This window comes from Rahnella sp. P4_A8 (assembly GCF_056402435.1).
The window spans coordinates 1-19,909 of record NZ_JBFUHK010000065.1; the positions used below are offsets into that span (position 1 = coordinate 1).

A 19,909-nucleotide genomic window follows, 5' to 3' on the forward strand; every position below is an offset into this window, starting at 1 on the left:
AATTTACTCTCATACTTTCACAAAAGCGCTGGTTGAATTCTCTTCACTTAACTGGGCAGTCAATCAGATGTTTTCTAATTATCAAGTCGCTTTAGATTCATATGACGTCATAATTAAAAAAGAATTTTGAATCAATTATAATATTGGAAACACCCATTTCAAATGGGCCGTCATTATAGATTTACTACTAATGTCAGAACACTTAAACGTCCTTTTTTCGCTCAAAGCTGCCCTTGATCCTTTAGCGGATAGGTCTGAGTAGCTATGCACCTTAAAATGATTCAAGAAATCTTTGTTTCGGGGCAGTGTTAGTAACCGCTACAATTTTTTGCTCATAAAGACGGTCTTTCCACCCATGAATGGTTCACGTCTATCGATTTCATATCCTAGCGCCGCATATAATGCAATGTTCGCCTCGAATGCTTCGTTCGTCTGCAGGCGAATTTCCCCAATCTCCGCTTGAGCTGCTTTACTTTCAACATGCGACAGTAATCTCCGGCCGATTCCAATTCCTTGCCGGTGAGGATGTACCGCAACATTTTCTATCCAAAGATGATCAGCATGGAGACATATTTCGATGAGGCCGACGACATCCCCTGCAACAATGGCCAGGTCAATGTCATGCTCACGGACGACTTTATTAAAATCGGCCTTCATCGGGGTCGGTTCACGACCAATGACCGAAATCCATTTGGAATAGGCCGCAAGAACTATCTCACGAACCAATTCCGCATCATTTTCTTCCGCGCGGCGGAACCCAACGGTGATGTCAGGCGATTTGCTCATCTAAACTCCTTGAAGCTCGGCTGCCACTAAGATGTGCAACATAACAGGCTGTGCAGCTTTGTGACTCATTAACGTCGGATTAGCGCCGCCAGTTCGACGTTGCAACTGCCAGGTTACTGACACTGGATAGAATAATCAAAATGTGTACATCCTCTTTTACGCAGCCCTTGCAGTAATGCCTGTGTCGCACCAGAAGACTTTCCGGATGGCGAACAAACAAGACAAAATTCACGGTGTATAGAAGGTGTCACCGGCAGCACGCACAGGGCTCGCAATTCAGCTGGCAGGGCAGATTCCGGAATCAGCGTCACACCCATGCCTTCACGCACCAGCATGCAGGCGCTGACCCAATCCCGTACTTTTACGCGTACATCAGAGAGCTGCAAGCCTGCCTGCTCCATCAGACTTTTTCCATTAACGACACATCCGCCTGTCGCGAGAATAAAGGGTTGGCCTGCCAGTGCCTCTAGCGTTATGCCATCCGCCTTTGCATTCTGTCCCTGCGGATGACGGGATGGCATGACCGCCACCCATGCATCCTGTCCCAATACAACGTCTGCTCGTCCCGGTTCGGGATTCATGACCACACCCAGATCCACAGTGTCTGCTGCAATCCATTCCTCCACTTCCTCGTCTGTACCTTCCAGTACCACCACGTCGATGCCCGGATGCAGACGCTTAAAGTCGCGCAGCAGCCCAGGCAAAAATGTGGACGTCACCGAGGGAAAACTGGCGAGGCGAATGCGTCCGCCCTTTAAACCGCGGCTCTCATCAGCCAGCACGCGGATGGCGTTCAGCCGTTCAAGCATTATCCTTGCCTGTTCGATAACCTGCTCACCCAGCGCGGTGACGCCGATGTGTCGACGCTCACGCGTGAACACCGGGAACCCAAGTGAAGCCTCTAACTGAGCGATAGCCTGACTGGCGCCGGACTGAGTCATTCCCACCTCTTCAGCGGCGCGTGAGATATTGCTGGCATCCGCCACGGCGACCAGTAAACGCCAGTGCAAAAGATTCATCATAGGTATCAGTAGCTCAGCTAATAGTTAATTTATGAATCATTAATTTTACAGCACGAGACACATTACGCACAGTGTGTTCAGGAACGGCCAGCACATTGCTAAAAAGCTTTTCAATTTTATCGGAGAGACCATGAAACTTTATTACGCCCCTGACACCTGTTCGCTTTCACCCCACATCGTGTTGCGTGAGCTCGGGCTTGAATTTGAACTGGTCAAAGTGGACAACAGAAGCAAACTCACCGCAGACGGACGTGACTTCCGTATCATTAATCCAAAAGGCTATGTCGCCGCGCTGGAACTGGACAATGGCCAGATACTCACTGAAGGGCCGGCCATTGTGCAATACCTCGCTGACTTGAAGCCGGAAAGGGGGCTGGCACCGCGAGCGGACAGTTGGGCGCGAGTGCGTCTGCAGGAATGGCTAAACTTTATCACCAGTGAAATACATGCGGGGTCCGCACTGCTGTTCAACTCCACATTGCCTGAAGACGTCAGAACGATCTTTCGTGAAAAGCTCTTCCGGCGGTTCGATTTTCTGCAGGATACGCTCAATGAAAAAGCCTATCTGACGGGCCCCTCGTTCAGCGTTGCTGATGCTTACCTTTTCACCGTGCTGGGTTGGTGTAAATTCTTTTCCATCGAACTGAATCGCTGGCCTGTATTAACGGCGTATATGGCAAATATCAATGCGCGTCCTGCCGTGCAGGCTGCCTTACTTGCAGAAGCATCTCAATAAGCCCGATAAAGCTTATGGCGGATGCAAATGTCTGACAGGTGCAAAGTAAAAGATCCGCTTCCCGCTGCCCAGTGACATCCTTTTTGTGGGGCGTTCGTTTAGTGCCAGAGCGGACGTTACAGCTAAAACCCGTCCTGTTCTTGAAAACATCACTAATAAATGGTCGATTTTAATTCTCACGTTTATTGCATTGTACGAATGGGCGCTGGAGCATGGAGCAGAAATGGAACGGGCCCAGGAGGTGTACGACTCGTCCCGGGTGAAAGAGATTTAGAACTCTGCGGCCAGCGCGAGACTTTCGCGGGCAGAACGGGGGAATCTGGTCGCGTTACGGCTTCAGGAAGCCCCGGTACGGTGGAGCAGGTTTGACAGACAGCATTTGCCCGGAGGTCTCTTGAGGCCTGATGCATTCAGGCCGGAACAATAATTGCGCATTCAGGGGGGGTAATAAACGACAGGAGATCGCCTCATCCGCGGCCAACCCCAGCGAGCGTGGCTTTTCGCGCCAAAGGCGATATCACATCATTAAAAATGATTAAATGTCATGACTCAGCCTGCAATAAGTTAATCATTAATAGCCGGTGAGTGGTTTTTATATCGTTCAATTAACAGGTGTAAAATCCCCATTGCACCGTGCGCATAAAAATAGACTTCAATAAAAGTAGTAAGGAACTTATGCCACCCGATAATTTTATCCGCTAAATCAGATTCAACAGTATTGAGTAAGAACCATAATCCACCCGATATGGCTACGCATAATAACGCCAGAACACCAAGCCCCTGAATAGTACTGGCAATGCCACCGGAATGGGCTTCAGGTAAGCGATATTTCATCAGCGTATTGATATCTTGTTTAATACCCTCAAAATCCAGCTTAGCCCAGGCAAAATAGTAAGTAAAACCTCTCTGGGTCATCATCCAGCCAAGCATCAGGAAGCCACAGATAATCAGCCCTGACCCGGAAATTACATGCACCCAGGTTATCACGCTGTCCAGGCCATGCCCGGCAAGCGCTTCAGTTTCAGTAAAGTTGGAGTTGATAATTTGTGAAAGTATTAAAAGTGCCACAACGATGTGCAGGGCACGAAAAAAAGGGGCGTACTCATGGGGTAACATATTCCAAATTCGTGATTTCATAGCGATTGCCTTAATGGATTGATCGACATTCTGAATCTTACGAAAGAATTATTAGCTTAACCTTAATTTTAAAATTATTTGCCAGCACGTTCTCATTCCGTCAACGTGGCAATAAATATTGAGAAGTGATAACTATTATTATTACCATCGGCATTTTGGCCTATTAACTGAACCCATGGCCAAACGCATTTTGCCGGGATTATTTATGCTATCTGGCAAATAACGCCCCCCGGTTGCTGTCATTTCAGCCCGACGACATTATTTCCTCATGCATACCCTTAACCTGCCTTTTCTGCGAATCCCTCCGGCAGGCAGCCGGCAGGTTTTTGTGACTGAGGGTGAAACCCTGATAAATCATGATTAATTAGCAGAAATTAATCTATCGACGGCGGTCTTTAAGGTTGTCGGCTGAGAATATACGATATATTCTCAATGCTTAATTCTTCGCCGGATCACCGCCATGACGACTGCCAGACCCTTGCTCGACGTTCGCCACCTCGCCATTCATACCGATGCCGGATTACCGCTGGTCAAACCGCTTTCCCTGCAGGTGAATTGCCGTGAAATGGTGGCGCTGGTGGGGGAATCCGGTTCCGGTAAAACGCTGAGTTCGCTGGCGCTGATGGGATTGCTGCCGCCGGGTGTGAGTATGACGGGCGGTGAAATCTGGCTGGCTGATAAACAGATTGCCAGCCCGCAGGGCGCGTTTGACACGGCTGTGCGCGGTAAACGGCTGGGGATGATTTTTCAGGAACCGATGACCAGCATGAATCCGGTGCTGAAAGTCGGTGAACAGATAGCTGAAGTGCTGGTGCGCCATCTGGGATTGGGCTGGAAACAGGCGCACCGTGAGGCCATCGCTTTGCTGGATCGGGTCGGGATCCAGAATCCTGAGCAACGGGCGAAACAGTATATCCACCAGCTTTCCGGCGGCATGCGCCAGCGGGTCATGATTGCCAGCGCCATCAGTTGTAAGCCGTCGCTGCTGATTGCCGATGAGCCGACCACTGCGCTGGATGTCACCATTCAGGCACAGATTCTGGCGTTGCTGCTGGAATTGCAGCAGGAAATGGAGATGGGCGTGCTGCTGATCACCCACGACCTGAGCGTGGTGGCGCGTTACGCTGACCGCGCTTACGTCATGCATCAGGGAAATCTGGTGGAAGCAGGGCCGGTGGCAACACTGCTGACCGATCCGCGGGAACCTTACACCCGCAAACTGATCGCCGCTTCCCAGCCTGAACCGCGTCCGTTCAGCGCAGAAATCAGCGCGGCATCGCCGCTGGTGCGTTTGCGTGAACTGACCAAAAGCTATCCGCAGGCGCAGCGTTTACCTTTCATTCCGGCAAAACGGCAAACGGTGCTTTTTCCGACGTCGCTGGATATCCGTCGCGGCGAAATTCTGGGGCTGATCGGCGAATCCGGTTCGGGGAAAACCACGCTGGGGCGGGCGATCATTGGCCTGACGGAAACTGACAGCGGTGATATCGAATTTGATGGCGTTTCCCTGACCCGCGCCAGTCACGCCACGCGGCAGAAAATGCGCAGCCGCGCACAGATAATTTTCCAGGATCCGTACGCCAGTCTGAACCCTAAAATGACCATCGGTGAGCAAATTGCTGAGCCGCTTCGTGTCTGGAAATTGCGTCCTGCCGGGCAGATTCAGGCGCGGGTAGATGAATTACTCACGCTGGTGGGGCTGGAAGCGCACCACGCCAGCCGGTTGCCCGGCGCATTTTCCGGCGGTCAGCGTCAGCGCGTGGCGATTGCCCGTGCGCTGGCGTTAGAACCGGAACTGCTGGTGGCGGATGAAGCCGTGTCGGCGTTAGATCTCTCGGTTCGCGGGCAGATCCTGGCATTGCTGGATGAGCTCCGGCGACAACTCGGCCTGACCGTGCTGTTTATCAGCCATGATCTCGCTGCGGTAAAACAGGTGTGCGACCGCGTGGTGGTGCTTTATCACGGTAACATTGTGGAGAGCGGGCTTACGGCGCAGGTGCTGGGCGCGCCGCAGCACGCGTATACGCAAACTTTACTGGCGGCAGCGCCGGATATCAGGCAGGCGTTGCAACTGCGCAACGTCAGTTAAAACCCGTCAGCAGGGGCAGTTCAGGATGTTCCGCCCATTCATGCCAGGATCCGACATAAATGGCCAGTTGCCTGTAACCCGCCAGTTGCAGGGCGGTGAATACCGTGGCGGCACGTGCGCCCCGGTGACAATAAATAATGATCCCCCGGTCGGGATGCAGTCCGGCTTTCTCCGCGCGATGGCGGATTTCTCCGGCATCCTGAAACGCGCCGTTATGCACCACATCCTCCCAGAACAGCAATCTTGCACCGGGAATTCTTCCTGCCCGGTGGCAGCATTCATGCGCAAATTCACCGCTGAATTCTGACGGACGCCGGGCGTCCAGAATCTGTGCGCCGGACGCCTGTGCCGCAAGCACTTCCGTCCGCGTGGCCGTCAGCGAATTAAGTTGCGCGATCACCGTACTGTCTGGCGCACGGTAATCCGGATTTTCTGCGCTTATCACTGCGCTGTTGCCGGTTCCCGGCATCAGCTCGCCGCCTGCGCGTTGCCAGGCATCCAGCCCGCCATCGAGCACCAGCGGCTGGCAGACGCCGCCGCACAGCGCAAACCACGCACCGCGCGGGGAGCGCATGCCGACCTGTTGTTCAAAGAAAACAGGTGTGACGTTGTCACGGATGTCCAGCGACTGCCAGGCACGCTGAAAGGCATTGAACAGGCTGTTCACACCGGCTTCAGTGCTGTCGGGAATAAAGTAATCATAAACATTCAGATGATGCGCGCCCGGCAGGGTTGCGGCCTGCCACTGAGCGATCTCACGCACATCAATCAGCGCGAACTGTTCGCCATTTTTTTGGCGTTCACGCAGCTCTGCGGCGCTGATAATGATGCGCGGCAAGGGGAAAGCAGAGTAATCAGGCAAGGTAAAATGACTCCGGAAAAAGCGGTAACAGCGTGCCGGTTCGCCGCTGCTGCGCGAGTGCCAGCACGCGGGCCGCCAGGGCGATGTCGAAAACGTTGAGGCCAAACGAGGAGAAATACACACTGTCATCCGGCGCAGGTCGCCAGCCATCGAGCAGCAGATTGCTTAAATCAGCATCAACGCGATCCGGCGAAAATTGCCCGGCGCGGTACATCTGGAAGAGGCTTTTGGCGCTGGTTTCGCAGAAATCTCCCCACAAATCGACCACCACTTTTGTGGCGAGGGCAATCGCCTCAAACGCGACTTCGTGATAACCCACCTGAATAACCAGCCTTCCGGGGCGGATTGCCTCCGCGCCCAGCAGCGGTTCGGCGGCGCTGGTGCAGGTGATTACGGCGTCGATGTCTTGTGCGCAGGCGTGCGGTAAACCGGTGATTCGGACCAGCGGCCACGGCAGGTTGTCGCTGTCTGGGACAAAAGCAGATGCGCTGCGGCTCCACCAGCTGACCTGTTGCAGGTCCGGGAAAAGCTGACGCAGCATATCGAGATGCGCCGTGGCCTGCACGCCGGTGCCAAGCAGCAGAATGCGCTGTACGGGACGCGGTGCGGCATGGCGTAACGCCAGCGCCGAGACGGCAGCGGTGCGGGCGGCAGTCAGCGCGGCGCTTTCCACCAGCCCGAGTGGCAGACCGTTATCTGCGCGGTTAATCAGCGTCATCGCCATCGCCTGCGGCAGCCCGTCGTGGGCATCGGGGCGATGTGCCGTCCATTTCACGCCAGCGGCATTGAAACGACCGCCTACGCAGGCGGGGAGCGCGTAGGCTTTTCCCCGCGCACCAGCAAGACTGACGTGGGTTTCCGCTGGCATCTGCGTCTGTTGCTGGCGCATTAAGGTGACAACGTCACGTACATCATCCAGCGCGGCCTGCGCCTGCGTACCGCCGAGCGCCATGACATCCCGCTGATTCAGATAGCGAAAACCCTGCGTCATCTCAGTGCTCCAGCAAGGTCTGTGCAAACGGATACAGCGCCGGTGAGCCGCCACAGTGCACGAAAATCACCCGTGAACCGGCGCTGATTTTGCCTTGCTCCACCAGACTGATCAGCCCGTGCATGGCTTTGCCGGTGTAGACCGGATCCAGCAGCAAACCTTCGGCCTGCGCAACGCGGTAGATGGCATCAATGCCGCCGTCAGACGGCACGCCGTAGGCGGTGCCGACAAATTCGTCTTCAATCCAGATATCGTCAGGCGTCCAGTGTTGCGGCCATTCCAGCAAATCAGCACAATCCTGCGCCATGGCGGAAATACGTGTCCGGAACCATTCCGCTTTGGCACTGACGCTGATACCCACGATTTTGGTGTCCGGCCAGTATTTACGTGCGCCGACATACAGCCCGGCCAGCGTACCGCCGGAACCGGTCGGCGCGACAATCACGTCAGGCGGCAACTGATGACGTTCTTTAAGCTGGGCGTCCATTTCTTCGATAGCGCGCACATAACCCAATGCGCCGAGCGGCGTGGCGCCGCCGAGCGGGATAATCAGCGCTTTTTCACCGCGTTCCTGTGCCGCGTCGGCATGGGCATTCATCGCCCCTTCAATCTGGGTGAAATAGCCGTCAGGATCGAGAAACTCCAGCTCCGCGCCGAACAGCTTATCGAGCAGAAGATTGCCCTGATAGGTTTCCGGCTGATGGCCGCGCAGCACCAGCACCGGTTTCATGCCGAACTTACGCGCCGCCGCCGCCACCATCCGGGCATGGTTGGACTGATGCCCGCCGGTGGTGATAACCACATTGACCTGCTTGCGGCAGGCATCGGCCATCAGATATTCCAGTTTGCGGACTTTATTACCGCCGCCGCCGAAGCCGGTGTAATCATCACGTTTGATATCCAGCGTGATGCCGAGTGAGTCGCCGAGTGTGCTCAGGCGTTCGAGCGGTGTGGGGAAGAATCCCAGTGAAACACGTTCAAAATTATCTGCTTGTTTCATCATAATTTTCCTGGTGATTATCTTTTAAAACATTCCCGGATGTTGACGCAAAGCCTCGCCGGATTATTCCGGCAAAGCAGAAAAAGGGGTGTCGCGGGCGTAAAAACGGATCCAGTCGGTGACGGATTGCTGAAAGCGTTCCAGCCCGCGCAGGGTGACAAATTCATTCACGCCGTGCGCATTGCCGCCGTGGCCGAGGCCGCCAATCAGAAAGGCCGGTGCGATGCGGGCAAAGGTATACGCCGGTGCGCAGCCGGGTGCCCACGGCCAGACCTGCGGTTGCGCGCCCTGAGCCTGATAGCTGGCGAGCAGGGCATCGACGCCGGGGCTGTTGCGCGGGAAACGGTGGCCGGGGTAACTGTCGTCCAGCTCAAGTTCCACGCCGTCGAATTCCGCCCGGCTGAGCGTCTGGCGGATTGCCGCCAGCAGGTTTTCACCGTCAATGCCCGGCGGTACGCGCAGCGCGAGTTCCGCGCTGGCGCTGTGCGGGATCACGCCCCGTGCCTGTTGCGGATCACTGCAGATTTCTGAAATGTTGAGCACCGCGCCGTTGATCAGTTGTTGCAGGCAGGCCAGCGTATCGCCGCTGACCGATAATTTTTCACTGCGGCGAAAGTGCAGTTCATCGCTGATGCTGAACTGTTGCGCCAGGGTATGCAGCAGCCGGTTTGCCGGTTCATCCACCGTCTGACGGGCGATGACGCCGCTGTTTTCGGCGGGTGCAATGGCATGAAGGGCATGAACCAGCCGCCAGACGGGATTGGCAATCCAGTTGGCGTTACTGGCATGGATAGCCGCGTGAGGGCCACCCCATGCGCCGCCGCTGACCCGTAAACGGCCGCCGCTCAGTCCGCTGAAACCGAGATACACGCGAGGTGCGCCGCCGCCGTATTCACACAGCGAAGGGAAAAATACCGCCCCGGCGGACGGCACCGGACAGGGTTCCTGCGCCAGGTAACGCCGTAACCGGCCACTGCCCGTTTCTTCCTCGCCTTCGAGAATGATCTCGAGATTAACGTCCGGCCCGCCTGCGTCACACAGCGATTTTATCGCCATCAGCATGCCTGCCAGTGGCCCTTTATTGTTCTCTGCGCCGCGTGCGATATACACCGCACCGGTGCCCGGCCATTCGGTAATACCGCCGGTGAAGGGCGGGAATTCCCAGCCTTCGTCCGTGGCAGGCATCACGTCGTACATGTTGTACAGCACCAGCGTTTTTGCCGCCTGATGCTCAATGCGCATGTGCACCAGCGGCGGCGTGTTGTCGTCGTTCTGCTGGCTGACCGGCAATACCGGCACACCGTGCAGATTCTGGCGGATCCAGTCTTCCAGCCACTGTGCCAGTTCGCGCTGCGGGCTGAGCTGGCCGGAAACACTGGCGAACGGCGTCATCGCCTTGAGTAAATCGAGCGTCGGTTGCAGCGCAGGGGGAACGGGATGTGTCACAGGCGGATCCTCGGATTGAGTACCACATAGAGCAAATCGATAATCAGGTTGATGCCGACAAACACCAATGCAGCAAGCAGCACAATGGCCTGTACCAGCGGGAAATCACGGTTCTGGATCGCCTGAACGGCGAGGCGACCAATACCCGGCCAGGCAAAAATGATTTCGGTCACCAGCGCACCGCCAAGCAGCGAGGCGAAATACATTCCCTGCACTGTAATGACCGGGATCAGCGCATTGCGTAAACCGTGGCGAACCACAATCCGCCAGCGGCTCAGCCCTTTGGCGCGGGCGGTACGGATGTAATCTTGTTGCAGAACGTCAATCAGGCTGGCGCGGATCAGCCGCGCAATGGCGCTCATATAATACGCGCCGAGGCTGATGGCAGGCATCACCAGCTGACTGGCGCTGCCATAACCGCCGGACGGCAACCAGCGCAGGTTCAGGCTGAAGGCGATGATCAGCAGCAGGCCAAGCCAGAACACCGGCACCGCCTGACCGCTGAAGGCCAGCAGGCGTGAGACCAGATCCCATAGCGTGTTCTGATATAACGCGCTGACGATACCGAGCAGCAAACCGGCGACGGTACTCCAGAGTAACGCGGTAATGGCCAGCAGCAGGGTGGCGGGAACGCGCTGGCCGATGAGTTCGGTGACCGGCTGGCTGTAGCGCAGTGATTCGCCCAGATCGCCCTGTAAAACACCGGTCAGATAATGCCAGTACTGCCACGTCAGTGAACGGTCAAAGCCCATGCTGTGGCGGAAATTGTCGATTTCCTGCTGGCTGGAGCCCGGCGGCATCATGACCGCAGCCGGATCGCCGGTCAGGTGCAGGCTGTAAAAAATCAGCAGTGACACACCAAACATCACCAGCACTGACTGCCCGAGGCGTTGCAAGATATAACGCAGCATATCAGTCGAGCCTCGTGTGGGTTTTACGCAGCAGGCTGTCGCCGAGCAGGTTGCAGCCAATCACCAGTGCGGCAATCACCAGCCCCGGCCAGAGCACCAGCCACTGTGCGAGCAGCATATAAGAACGGCCTTCGCCGATCAGATTACCGAGCGTCGGCGTCGGCGGCTGAATGCCCATGCCGAGAAAACCAATCGACGCTTCCAGCACGATCAGGCGCGGAATATCCAGCGTCAGCAGCACGATCAGCGGGGTCATCAGATTGGGCAGCACGTGGCGCAGCAAAATGCGCGGGGTGGAAAATCCCATGGCTTTGACCGATTCAATAAATTCCAGCTCGCGGATTTCCAGCGTTTTGGCACGGGCGACACGGGCATAAATCGCCCAACTGGTCACGCCCATGATCACAATGATATTGGTGAGTGACGCGCCGAACAGCGCCATCACCAGTAAGATCAGCAGGATGAACGGCACCGCCAGCTGGATGTCCATCAGGCGCATGATCAGCGCGTCGAGCCAGCCGCCGGTATAACCGGCAATCATGCCCAGCGCCGAGCCCGTCACCGCCGCAATTAACGCTGCCAGCAACACCACCATCAGCGAAAGCCGCGTACCGGATAAAATACGCGACAGCAAATCGCGCCCCAGTTGATCGGTGCCCAGCAGATGATGGCCGCCCGGCGAGGAAAAGGCCGCAGCCAGATCATTGGTCAGCGGATCCGGCAGGGGCAGCCACGGCGCCAGCAGCGCCGGAACAATCACCAGTAGCAGCAACAGTCCGCCGAGGAGCCCGTCGCCGTAAAACCGGCGGCGGGATTTCCTTTGCAGGGTTGTACGCAGTGAAATCATTTCATCCTCAGGTCAAACAGCGGGATCCGCGAATCGGCGCGGCCGGTGAAGGTCACGTTGTCGGCACTGGCATACAGGGAATCTTCTTTGTACAGCGGAATAAGCGGTTGCTGACTGGCGACAACCTGCTGTATCTGCTGCAAAATCTTCTCACGCTTGGCCGGGTCGACCGTGGTACGGCTGCTGTTCAGCAGGGCATCCAGTTCAGGCGAATTCACCGTAGAATACGGCTCGCCGGAGTGCAGGATCGGATAAAGCGCGGCATCGGCGTCCAGCGTCTGTGTTGATCCCCACGCCAGCATGTACATCGGTGCCTGTTTCTGCGCCGCGACCTGCTGGGTATAGACCGACCATTCCGGCACTTCGAGTTGCGCTTTCACGCCGATGGCTGCCAGATCCTGCACAATCGCCTGGGCGACGTCTGCACTGGCAATATAACGGCGGGGTGCCTGGAAGCGCAGGGTGAAGCCTTGCGGATAGCCCGCTTCTGCCAGTAACGCTTTGGCTTTGGCGATGTCCTGCGCCGGTGCAGGGATCGCCTCATAGCCAAAATCTTTCGGTCCGGCCATGGTGCCGGTCGGCGTGCCGAAACCGTGCAGTAAATCGCGGGTATAGGCCGTGCGGTTCAGCGCCAGTGATAACGCCTGACGGACGCGCACATCATTCAGCGGTTTCTGGTCGTTCTTCAGTCCGAGGTAAATGGTCAGTCCGCCATTTTTTACCTGTTCGAGATGCACGCCCGGTTTATTTTTCAGCGCCGGCACCAGATCGGCCGGTACGCCATCAACCAGTTGTACTTCGCCGGTCAGCAGGGCGGTGATGCGCCCGGTGGCCTCCGGGATCGGACGCCAGGTGACGGTATCGATGGCGGGCTTGCCGCGCCAGTAATCCGGATTGGCCTGCATCACCACTTTTTCATCGGGAATAAATGCGGTGAGGGTGTACGCGCCGGAACCCACCGGTTTGCGGGCAAATTCCGCAGCACCGACTTTGGTGACATACGCCGGTGGCACAATATAGGTCGGGTAGCGACTCATGCGGGTTGGCAGCAGCGGGTCGGGGCCGGTGGTGTGGATTTTCACCTGATAATCGCCGGTAACTTCCACGGATTTGATGGTGCGGATATACGAAATGGTCGGCGCGTGATTCGCAGGATCCAGAATACGGTCGATAGAGAATTTCACCGCCTGCGCATTGACCGGCTCGCCGTCGCTGAACTTCACACCCTGACGCAGGGTGAACTCCCAGGTGGTATCATCGGGTGATTTCCAGCTTGTCGCCAGCCCCGGTTGCAACTGCATATTGGCGTCGCGCAGCACCAGCGTATCAAAGAGGTTATCCACCAGTGTGGCAGACTCTTTCAGGAAACCCGGATCCATCGCCGTGGCGGAAGCTGGCTGGGCGATCACCAGTTCAGAGGCGAAAGCAGCCGGTGTTGTCAGGCTGATAAGCAGGGCCAGTGAAGCCGGTTTAAAGGCAGGTATTCTCATTACGGTCATTCCCAAAGTGAAGCCGCCAGAAGAGTTGACGGAATTAACGTGAAGGTTGTGCGTCACAAAAACGGTCAATCAGTATTCAATTCCTTAATACATGATATATCCTATATAATGTATTTTTGGCAAGCTACAGATTAAACCGCAAAAGAAAAGCCATTATTTTGCTAAAGGAAAACGTCAGATGTTTGAGATGGAAAAAGCGCAGCGTGTCAGCCTCACTATGCAGGTGGAGGCCAAACTGAAAGGGGCATTAATTGTCGGCGTACTCAAACCGGGCGCGCGGCTGGTGACCAAAGAAATTGCTGAAAAACTGGGTACCAGCGTGACGCCGGTGCGCGAAGCGTTGCTGCGTCTGGTGTCGGCGGGCGCGCTTGATGCGACGCCGGCACAGGCTTTTCTGGTGCCTAAAATTGCGCTGGCGCGGTATCAGGAAATCACCCTTATCCGCAAAAATCTTGAAGGGCTGGCGGTATCGCAAGCCTGCGGGCAGATCACTGCGCAACACCTCGCTTTACTGAAAACGCTGAATACCCGATTTATGGCGGCGAAAGTGGAAAATAACGTTGAGGATGCTTTAGAGGCTAACCGGGAGTTTCGTTTCACTCTGTATGAAATGGCCGCGATGCCCACGCTGACCGCGCTGATTGAGCAGTTGTGGGTGCAGATTGGTCCGTGTTTTAACTATCTTTATCCGCAGTCACCGCATATGGCGCAGGGCCAGCATAATTACGATCAACTGCTGGTGGCGCTGGAAGCGGGCGATGTTAAACGCTGCGTGAAGCTTATCCACAAATCGATTGATGACGGCGCAGCCATTCTCGGTAAGCATTATTTTCTACAGGAGTGACGGGCGGTTGCCGGGAGTCAGGAGGCATTGCCAGACTGCAACACGCAGTCTGGCAGGGGCGTTCATCAGAACATCAGCACCATCCACGGATAGGCAATCAGCATCATGCCGCCGAGGAAAATCGCGCCGAAGATGGTACCGAGGCGCCAGTAATCTTTGGTTGGCAGATAGCCGCTGCCGTAATAAATCGGGCTAGGGCCGGTGCCGTACGGGGTGATGATCCCCATCACGCCCAGCGAGGTCACCATCATCAGGCAGTAAACCGGCATATTGATGCCCGGGATAGCCGCCGCAATGGTCAGCATCGCCGGTAACAGCGCGGTGGTATGCGCCGTGGTACTGGCGAACAGGTAGTGCAGCAGGAAGAACGCAATCAGCAGCATAACAGCGGCGACCTGCGGGTCGAATCCGTCGAGTAACTGACCGCCTTCTTTACCCAGCCAGGCAATAAAACCAACGCGGGCCAGACCATCCGCCAGCGCGACCAGCGTCGCAAACCACGCGAAGGTGTTCCAGGCCGGTTTATTACTGGTGATATCGTTCCAGTTCAGCACGCCGGTCCACAGCATCAGCACCACGACCAGCAACGCAGCCAGCGCGGGTTCAATCCACGCAGCGGCAAAAATCCACATCAGCAGCGCAGAACACACAAAGATCAGCAGCAGGATTTCGTTACGCGACAGCTTACCCAGTTTGTCGAGTTCGCTTTTCGCCCAGCGCGGCACCTCGTCATTAATCTTCACTTCCGGCGGATAGAACCAGTAGGCCAGCAAAGGCATGGTCAGGATCAGCAGCACCCCCAGCGGCAGGAACGCCAGGAACCACATACCCCAGGAAATCGTAAAGCCGGTGATACTTTTCACCAGCGCCAGTGCCAGCAGGTTCGGGGCCAGCGCCGACAGGAACATCGAACTGGTGATACACGCGGCGGTAATCGCCACCCACATTAGATAAGAACCGATTTTGCGCGCACTCGGATCATTGGGTTTGGAGCCGTATAACGGCGGCAGGTTGGCGATGATCGGGTAAATGGTTCCGCCGCTGCGTGCGGTATTGGACGGCGTGAAAGGTGCCAGCAACAGATCCGCAAAGGTAATGGCGTAACCTAATGTCAGGCTGCGACGGCCAAGATATTTCACCAGAATCAGCGCCAGACGGCGACCAAACTGCGTTTTGTCATATCCTGCGGCAAACATAAACGCGCCAAAAATAAGCCAGACCGTCGAGTTGCCGAAGCCGCTCACCGCCCATTTGAACGCCTCGGTGGGCATTTTAAATTTCGGGTTGGCGATTTCTTCCGGGCTGAATAACAGCCACTGACTGAAGAGGGCGATCACCACCACGCCGGTCAGGCCGATCACGGCGCCGGGCAAGGGCTCGAAAATCAGGCCGACAATCACGCCGACAAAGATGGCGAAGAAATGCCACGCATAGGGTTCAAGCCCGGCGGGGACCGGCGTCAGCAGTAAAAGCACCGCCACCAGCACCGGCAGGAACAACATAATCAGACGTTTTTTTAGTCCCCCGGAGGCCGGATCGGCCTTGCCGGGAACATTCAATGTCGATGTGGGTTTCATAAATTTTGTCTGCCCGTAATTGAGTGTGAGCGTTACGCCACGGTTATCAAAGATGGTGTTCTGATTCGGAAAACCATTAATTTCTTTCGAACTTAAATGCGTTAAGCGGTACGCAATGACAGCGGGTCCACTGTGACGAAATTAAGATGTTACTTTTATTCTTAGCCTGAATGACGCAATACATTCACTTATATCAATACGGTATCATTACAATAAGTGTGGTTATTTATTTATCGAAATAATCCGTTTAAGTGAATGTAGAGTAAATTTGCGTAAACGCCAGTTGTTGCAGTCAACTCTATGATTTTGAAGGTGAGATTTTTTATGTTATTCTAATGTTGATTTTTGTCAACTCATCATTAACAATTGAAGGTGGCATGGGTTTCTGTGTCGGATAAATAAACAACTCCTGTTTTCAGCACGTTTATAACGCCAATTTCATCGCCTGATGCAAATAAATTAGCTAACAGATTTCTATATTCGCCTGCTTCGGATTGCTTAATTAAACGTAGTTTTTTTACGGTAAGTAATGCGGTCATGGAAAAATTCAAGACTTACAGATTTCGGAGTTGATCATAATGAATAAGCTGACACCGGTACTGAATCCGCTCACGCTGCCAAACGGTGCGGTACTGAAAAACCGTCTGCTGATGGCCCCGATGACTACCTGCACCGGCTTTTATGACGGTACCGTCACCAGTGAACTGGTGGAATATTACCGTGACCGTGCTGGCAGCATCGGCACAATCATCGTCGAATGTTGCTTCATTGACCGCATGGGCCCGGCGTTTCCGGGTGCTATCGCTATCGACAGCGATAACAAAATTGCCGGTCTGAAGAAAATTGCCGATGCCATTAAATCCAAAGGCTCGAAAGCGATTTTACAGATTTACCACGGTGGCAGAATGGTGGAACCGGAGCTGATCGGCGGCCGTACGCCTGTCGCCCCAAGCGCCATCGCTGCACCCCGTGAAGGCGCGACCCGGCCAAAAGAACTGACCGGCGAAGAAGTGGAAACCATGATCACCAAATTTGGTGATGCCGTTAACCGCGCCATTAAAGCCGGTTTCGATGGTGTGGAAATCCACGGCGCAAACACCTATCTGATCCAGCAATTTTACTCGCCGAATTCCAACCAGCGCACCGACAAATGGGGCGGAGACCGCGACAAACGCGCCCGTTTCCCGCTGGAAGTGCTCGACATCACCCACAAAATGGCAGAGCGCTTTGCCGACGCCTCCTTCATTATCGGCTACCGTTTTTCGCCGGAAGAGCTGGAAGTGCCGGGCATCCGTTTTGACGACACGATGTATCTGCTGGAAAAACTCGCTGCGCGCGGGCTGGACTATGTGCATTTCTCGGTCGGACAACTGTTGCGTCCCTCTATCGTCGATACGCAGGACCCGACGCCGCTGATCACTAAATTCCGTGCCATGCGCTCTGAAACACTGGCTAAAGTGCCGGTGATTGGCGTCGGCGGCGTGATCAATAAAGCTGATGCCGAAAAAGGGCTGGAATACGGTTTTGATCTGATCGCGGTGGGTAAAGCCTGTATTGCTTATCCGGACTGGGCTGACCGCATCGTCAATAACGATCATCTTGAGCTGTTTATCGACAGCCATAAACGCGAAGAACTGAACATCCCTGAACCGCTGTGGCGCTTCTCTCTGGTTGACGCCATGATCCGCGACACCAGCGTCACCGGCCGTAAATACAAAGCCGGGGTGTATCAGGAGAAAGTCGAAGCCGAAGCGCTGAAACTGAAAATCAGCGTCACGCTCGACACTGACCGTATTACCGATATCGCGCTGGTGAAAGACGACTCGCTGGACGTCGATTTCACGACCACCTTCGAAAGCCTGCGTACGCGCATGCTGGTCGCCAACAGCCCGCACGTCGATGCCATTACCGGTGCGACCACCCAGAGTGAGGCGCTGAAAAAAGCCGTTTCCCGCGCGCTGGCAACTTCCAGCAAAGAACACGTCATCGAAGAAGGCGGCAACCCGCAGGCACCGCAAAACTACGACGTTGTGGTGATCGGCAGCGGCGGCGCAGGACTGGCTGCAGCGATTCAGGCGCACGACGAAGGCGCGCATGTGGTGATTATCGAGAAGATGCCCACTATCGGCGGCAATACCATCAAAGCCTCCGTCGGGATGAACGCCGCAGAAACCCGTTTCCAGAAACTGAAAGGCATCGAAGACAGCAAAGACCTGTTCTATGAAGAAACGCTGAAAGGCGGCAAGTTCAAAAACAACCCGGTGCTGCTGAGAGAGTTTGTGGAACTGGCACCGGAAGCCGTCGAATGGCTGGCGGCGAAAGAGATTGAACTGAATGACATCACCATCACCGGCGGGATGAGTATCGACCGTACACACCGTCCGGCGGATCGTTCCGCCGTTGGTGGTTTCCTGATCAGCGGCCTGGTGAAAAATATCAACAAGCGCGATATCGAAGTGCTGCTTGAAACCTCCGTCGCCGAAATCCTGTCCGAAAACGGCGTGGTGACCGGCGTGAAAGTGGTGGATGAATATAATGACAGCCGCATTCTGAATGCGAAAAGCGTGATTGTCGCCACCGGCGGTTTCAGTGCTAACCGCGAGATGGTGGTGAAATATCGCCCGGAACTGGATGGTTTTGTGACCACCAACCATGCGGGTGCGACCGGCAGCGGGATTGCCTTGCTACAGAAACTGGGCGCGGACACGGTGGATATGGGTGAAATCCAGATCCACCCGACGGTGGAACAGACCACGTCTTATCTGATTTCCGAAGCCATTCGCGGCGGCGGCGCGATCCTGATCAGCCAGGCCGGAAAGCGTTTCTATAACGAGATGGAAACCCGCGATAAAGTCTCGGCTGAAATCATCGCCTTACCGGAGAAAAGTGCGTGGGTGATCTTCGATGAACAGGTGCGGTCGAATAACAGAGCGGCTGACGAGTATATCGCCAAAGGCTTTGTGATAAGCGCGCCAACGCCGGAGAAACTGGCAGTAAAACTCAATATGGATCCTCACACGTTGTCGGAAACCCTGCTGCGCTACAATCTGTTTGTGGTGGAGAAAAAGGATGAAGACTTTGGACGTACCACTGCGCTGCGCCATCCGCTCAATCAGGGGCCGTTCTTTGCTATCCGCATCGCGCCGGGCGTGCATCACACCATGGGCGGTGTGACCATCAGCCCGGATACCGCCGTGCTTGATGTGCAAAAACAGGTGATCACCGGTGCCTGGGCCGCAGGCGAAGTGGTCGGCGGCATCCATGGCGCAAACCGCATCGGCGGTAACGCTGTCGCCGATATCATTATCTTCGGCATTCTCGCCGGTAAGAATGCGGCGGCGCTGGCGAAGCGGTAAGCGACAGAAGGTTAATGCTTTAAAATGAAAAACCCACGTGTGAGCGTGGGTTTTTTTATGGGTTACGATAAGCTGAAAAGTTTAACATCATAATCTGCATAAATTGATAAAAATATTTAATAGAAATCTTGTATTTGTTTACCTCAAGGTTTTGCGCTATAACTTCTGCAATTATAAAATATTAATCAGGGACTCTTTCTGGCAGGGTTATTATACCTGGAGCCCCTCAATCAGTCTGTCATAATATACTGTGATAGCATGGAGGTATATGAGTAAACGCAGCGACATTACCAATTCCATGATAGGGAATGTACGTGGTAAAGGTTTAGTCTACACTAAGGTTCTTGGCTGGATAGATATGGGGCATGCACGGGGAACAGATGCCCGTAAACTTAAAGAAATTCTTTTTAAAGAAAAAGGGGTGAGATATTTCCGGGAGCTAAAAGAATGGTATTTTCCTGTCGATTATTACCAGGAAATGTATGCTCCAGTTCATAAAAGTTCGCGTACAAATCTTTGGGCTGGTATTCACGCCCCTTTAATGGTGCGCTCATGTCTTAGTGACAACCTGAAAAAACGCATTGCTTTAACCATTATGATGAAAACAGCATGGAGATTTGAGGCGTTTCAGGATTCCTCACTAATCAAATGGCGGACTGACAGTGGTTTCAGTTGCGAAGATCTGGTATCAGATTTAGTTGGTTTTTATCGAGTGTTTGGTGAAGGAATAGACCCTTTAATTTTGTCGCAACCAACAGATATTGTTTATAGCCTGTCTATTTGGGATCACTATGGACCAGTAGGAC

16 protein-coding genes and 1 pseudogene are annotated in these 19,909 nt (G+C 54.8%); 5 read left to right on the plus strand and 12 right to left on the minus strand.

Going from position 1 to position 19,909, the window contains the following annotated elements; translation table 11 throughout:
- Positions 1-318 precede the first annotated feature (318 nt).
- Together AC1DUO_RS20640 and AC1DUO_RS20645 are read right to left on the minus strand one after the other, a co-directional pair.
- Positions 319-786 (minus strand): GNAT family N-acetyltransferase, encoded by a 468-nt coding sequence (locus AC1DUO_RS20640; protein ID WP_112152436.1) that lies wholly within the window; start codon positions 784-786, stop codon positions 319-321.
- 113 nt (positions 787-899) lie between these two features.
- A complete protein-coding gene (locus AC1DUO_RS20645) occupies positions 900-1,808 on the minus strand; it encodes a LysR family transcriptional regulator (protein ID WP_187514409.1) in 909 nt (302 codons plus the stop codon).
- A 130-nt stretch (positions 1,809-1,938) separates the two neighbouring features.
- On the opposite strand from AC1DUO_RS20645, the gene gstA reads away from it, so the two are divergent.
- Positions 1,939-2,544, plus strand: coding sequence for a glutathione transferase GstA (gstA, locus tag AC1DUO_RS20650; protein ID WP_112152438.1), 606 nt, complete (start codon positions 1,939-1,941; stop codon positions 2,542-2,544).
- A gap of 564 nt (positions 2,545-3,108) precedes the next feature.
- On the opposite strand, the gene AC1DUO_RS20655 is transcribed toward gstA, so the two are convergent.
- Complete coding sequence (locus AC1DUO_RS20655; protein WP_013575630.1) at positions 3,109-3,681, minus strand: cytochrome b/b6 domain-containing protein; 573 nt, start codon at positions 3,679-3,681, stop codon at positions 3,109-3,111.
- 460 nt (positions 3,682-4,141) lie between these two features.
- Between AC1DUO_RS20655 and AC1DUO_RS20660 the strand changes: the two genes are divergently transcribed.
- Complete coding sequence (locus tag AC1DUO_RS20660) at positions 4,142-5,770, plus strand: dipeptide ABC transporter ATP-binding protein (protein WP_119261677.1); 1,629 nt, start codon at positions 4,142-4,144, stop codon at positions 5,768-5,770.
- Here the strand turns inward: AC1DUO_RS20660 and AC1DUO_RS20665 are convergent.
- The 7 genes from AC1DUO_RS20665 to AC1DUO_RS20695 all read right to left on the minus strand — a co-directional run bounded on the left by AC1DUO_RS20665 (position 5,763) and on the right by AC1DUO_RS20695 (position 13,317).
- Positions 5,763-6,632 (minus strand): sulfurtransferase, encoded by an 870-nt coding sequence (locus AC1DUO_RS20665; RefSeq protein ID WP_013575628.1) that lies wholly within the window; start codon positions 6,630-6,632, stop codon positions 5,763-5,765. The two genes, AC1DUO_RS20660 and AC1DUO_RS20665, sit on opposite strands and share 8 nt — an antisense overlap.
- The gene (locus AC1DUO_RS20670; RefSeq protein ID WP_119261676.1) at positions 6,625-7,623 is read right to left on the minus strand and encodes an ornithine cyclodeaminase; all 999 of its coding nucleotides are present in this window, start codon (positions 7,621-7,623) and stop codon (positions 6,625-6,627) included. The genes AC1DUO_RS20665 and AC1DUO_RS20670 overlap by 8 nt, the downstream gene beginning before the upstream one ends.
- A gap of 1 nt (position 7,624) precedes the next feature.
- Positions 7,625-8,623, minus strand: a complete 999-nt coding sequence (locus AC1DUO_RS20675) for a 1-aminocyclopropane-1-carboxylate deaminase/D-cysteine desulfhydrase (protein ID WP_119261675.1) — start codon at positions 8,621-8,623, stop codon at positions 7,625-7,627.
- Positions 8,624-8,686: 63 nt separating this feature from the next.
- On the minus strand, positions 8,687-10,069 hold the full coding sequence (locus tag AC1DUO_RS20680) for a M20 family metallopeptidase (protein ID WP_112152442.1): 1,383 nt from the start codon (positions 10,067-10,069) through the stop codon (positions 8,687-8,689).
- Entirely contained in the window at positions 10,066-10,980 is a 915-nt protein-coding gene (locus AC1DUO_RS20685; protein ID WP_013575624.1) for an ABC transporter permease, read from the minus strand. The genes AC1DUO_RS20680 and AC1DUO_RS20685 overlap by 4 nt, the downstream gene beginning before the upstream one ends.
- A gap of 1 nt (position 10,981) precedes the next feature.
- Entirely contained in the window at positions 10,982-11,827 is an 846-nt protein-coding gene (locus AC1DUO_RS20690) for an ABC transporter permease (RefSeq protein ID WP_112152443.1), read from the minus strand.
- Positions 11,824-13,317, minus strand: a complete 1,494-nt coding sequence (locus tag AC1DUO_RS20695) for an ABC transporter substrate-binding protein (RefSeq protein WP_015689958.1) — start codon at positions 13,315-13,317, stop codon at positions 11,824-11,826. Before AC1DUO_RS20695 ends, AC1DUO_RS20690 begins: the two co-directional genes overlap by 4 nt.
- A gap of 187 nt (positions 13,318-13,504) precedes the next feature.
- On the opposite strand from AC1DUO_RS20695, the gene AC1DUO_RS20700 reads away from it, so the two are divergent.
- A complete protein-coding gene (locus tag AC1DUO_RS20700) occupies positions 13,505-14,170 on the plus strand; it encodes a GntR family transcriptional regulator (protein WP_112152444.1) in 666 nt (221 codons plus the stop codon).
- A 65-nt stretch (positions 14,171-14,235) separates the two neighbouring features.
- On the opposite strand, the gene AC1DUO_RS20705 is transcribed toward AC1DUO_RS20700, so the two are convergent.
- Both AC1DUO_RS20705 and AC1DUO_RS20710 read right to left on the minus strand, forming a co-directional pair.
- A complete protein-coding gene (locus AC1DUO_RS20705; protein WP_112198619.1) occupies positions 14,236-15,747 on the minus strand; it encodes an anion permease in 1,512 nt (503 codons plus the stop codon).
- 359 nt (positions 15,748-16,106) lie between these two features.
- Positions 16,107-16,286: a hypothetical protein gene (locus tag AC1DUO_RS20710; protein WP_126124183.1), complete on the minus strand. Its 180-nt coding sequence runs from the start codon at positions 16,284-16,286 to the stop codon at positions 16,107-16,109.
- A 39-nt stretch (positions 16,287-16,325) separates the two neighbouring features.
- Between AC1DUO_RS20710 and AC1DUO_RS20715 the strand changes: the two genes are divergently transcribed.
- Both AC1DUO_RS20715 and AC1DUO_RS20720 read left to right on the plus strand, forming a co-directional pair.
- On the plus strand, positions 16,326-19,103 hold the full coding sequence (locus AC1DUO_RS20715) for a flavocytochrome c (RefSeq protein ID WP_013575619.1): 2,778 nt from the start codon (positions 16,326-16,328) through the stop codon (positions 19,101-19,103).
- A gap of 268 nt (positions 19,104-19,371) precedes the next feature.
- Positions 19,372-19,909 (plus strand): annotated as a pseudogene (locus AC1DUO_RS20720) (hypothetical protein); the annotation flags it as partial.

Bases quoted from the DNA above. Each gene is read 5' to 3' on its own strand.
- AC1DUO_RS20660 (WP_119261677.1), top strand. From the start codon at position 4,142: ATGACGACTGCCAGACCCTTGCTCGACGTTCGCCACCTCGCCATTCAT.
- AC1DUO_RS20715 (WP_013575619.1), top strand. From the start codon at position 16,326: ATGAATAAGCTGACACCGGTACTGAATCCGCTCACGCTGCCAAACGGT.
- AC1DUO_RS20705 (WP_112198619.1), bottom strand. From the start codon at position 15,747: ATGAAACCCACATCGACATTGAATGTTCCCGGCAAGGCCGATCCGGCC.
- AC1DUO_RS20655 (WP_013575630.1), bottom strand. From the start codon at position 3,681: ATGAAATCACGAATTTGGAATATGTTACCCCATGAGTACGCCCCTTTT.
- AC1DUO_RS20700 (WP_112152444.1), top strand. From the start codon at position 13,505: ATGTTTGAGATGGAAAAAGCGCAGCGTGTCAGCCTCACTATGCAGGTG.
- AC1DUO_RS20670 (WP_119261676.1), bottom strand. From the start codon at position 7,623: ATGACGCAGGGTTTTCGCTATCTGAATCAGCGGGATGTCATGGCGCTC.
- AC1DUO_RS20685 (WP_013575624.1), bottom strand. From the start codon at position 10,980: ATGCTGCGTTATATCTTGCAACGCCTCGGGCAGTCAGTGCTGGTGATG.
- AC1DUO_RS20710 (WP_126124183.1), bottom strand. From the start codon at position 16,286: ATGACCGCATTACTTACCGTAAAAAAACTACGTTTAATTAAGCAATCC.
- gstA (WP_112152438.1), top strand. From the start codon at position 1,939: ATGAAACTTTATTACGCCCCTGACACCTGTTCGCTTTCACCCCACATC.
- AC1DUO_RS20690 (WP_112152443.1), bottom strand. From the start codon at position 11,827: ATGATTTCACTGCGTACAACCCTGCAAAGGAAATCCCGCCGCCGGTTT.
- AC1DUO_RS20645 (WP_187514409.1), bottom strand. From the start codon at position 1,808: ATGATGAATCTTTTGCACTGGCGTTTACTGGTCGCCGTGGCGGATGCC.
- AC1DUO_RS20675 (WP_119261675.1), bottom strand. From the start codon at position 8,623: ATGAAACAAGCAGATAATTTTGAACGTGTTTCACTGGGATTCTTCCCC.
- AC1DUO_RS20695 (WP_015689958.1), bottom strand. From the start codon at position 13,317: ATGAGAATACCTGCCTTTAAACCGGCTTCACTGGCCCTGCTTATCAGC.
- AC1DUO_RS20640 (WP_112152436.1), bottom strand. From the start codon at position 786: ATGAGCAAATCGCCTGACATCACCGTTGGGTTCCGCCGCGCGGAAGAA.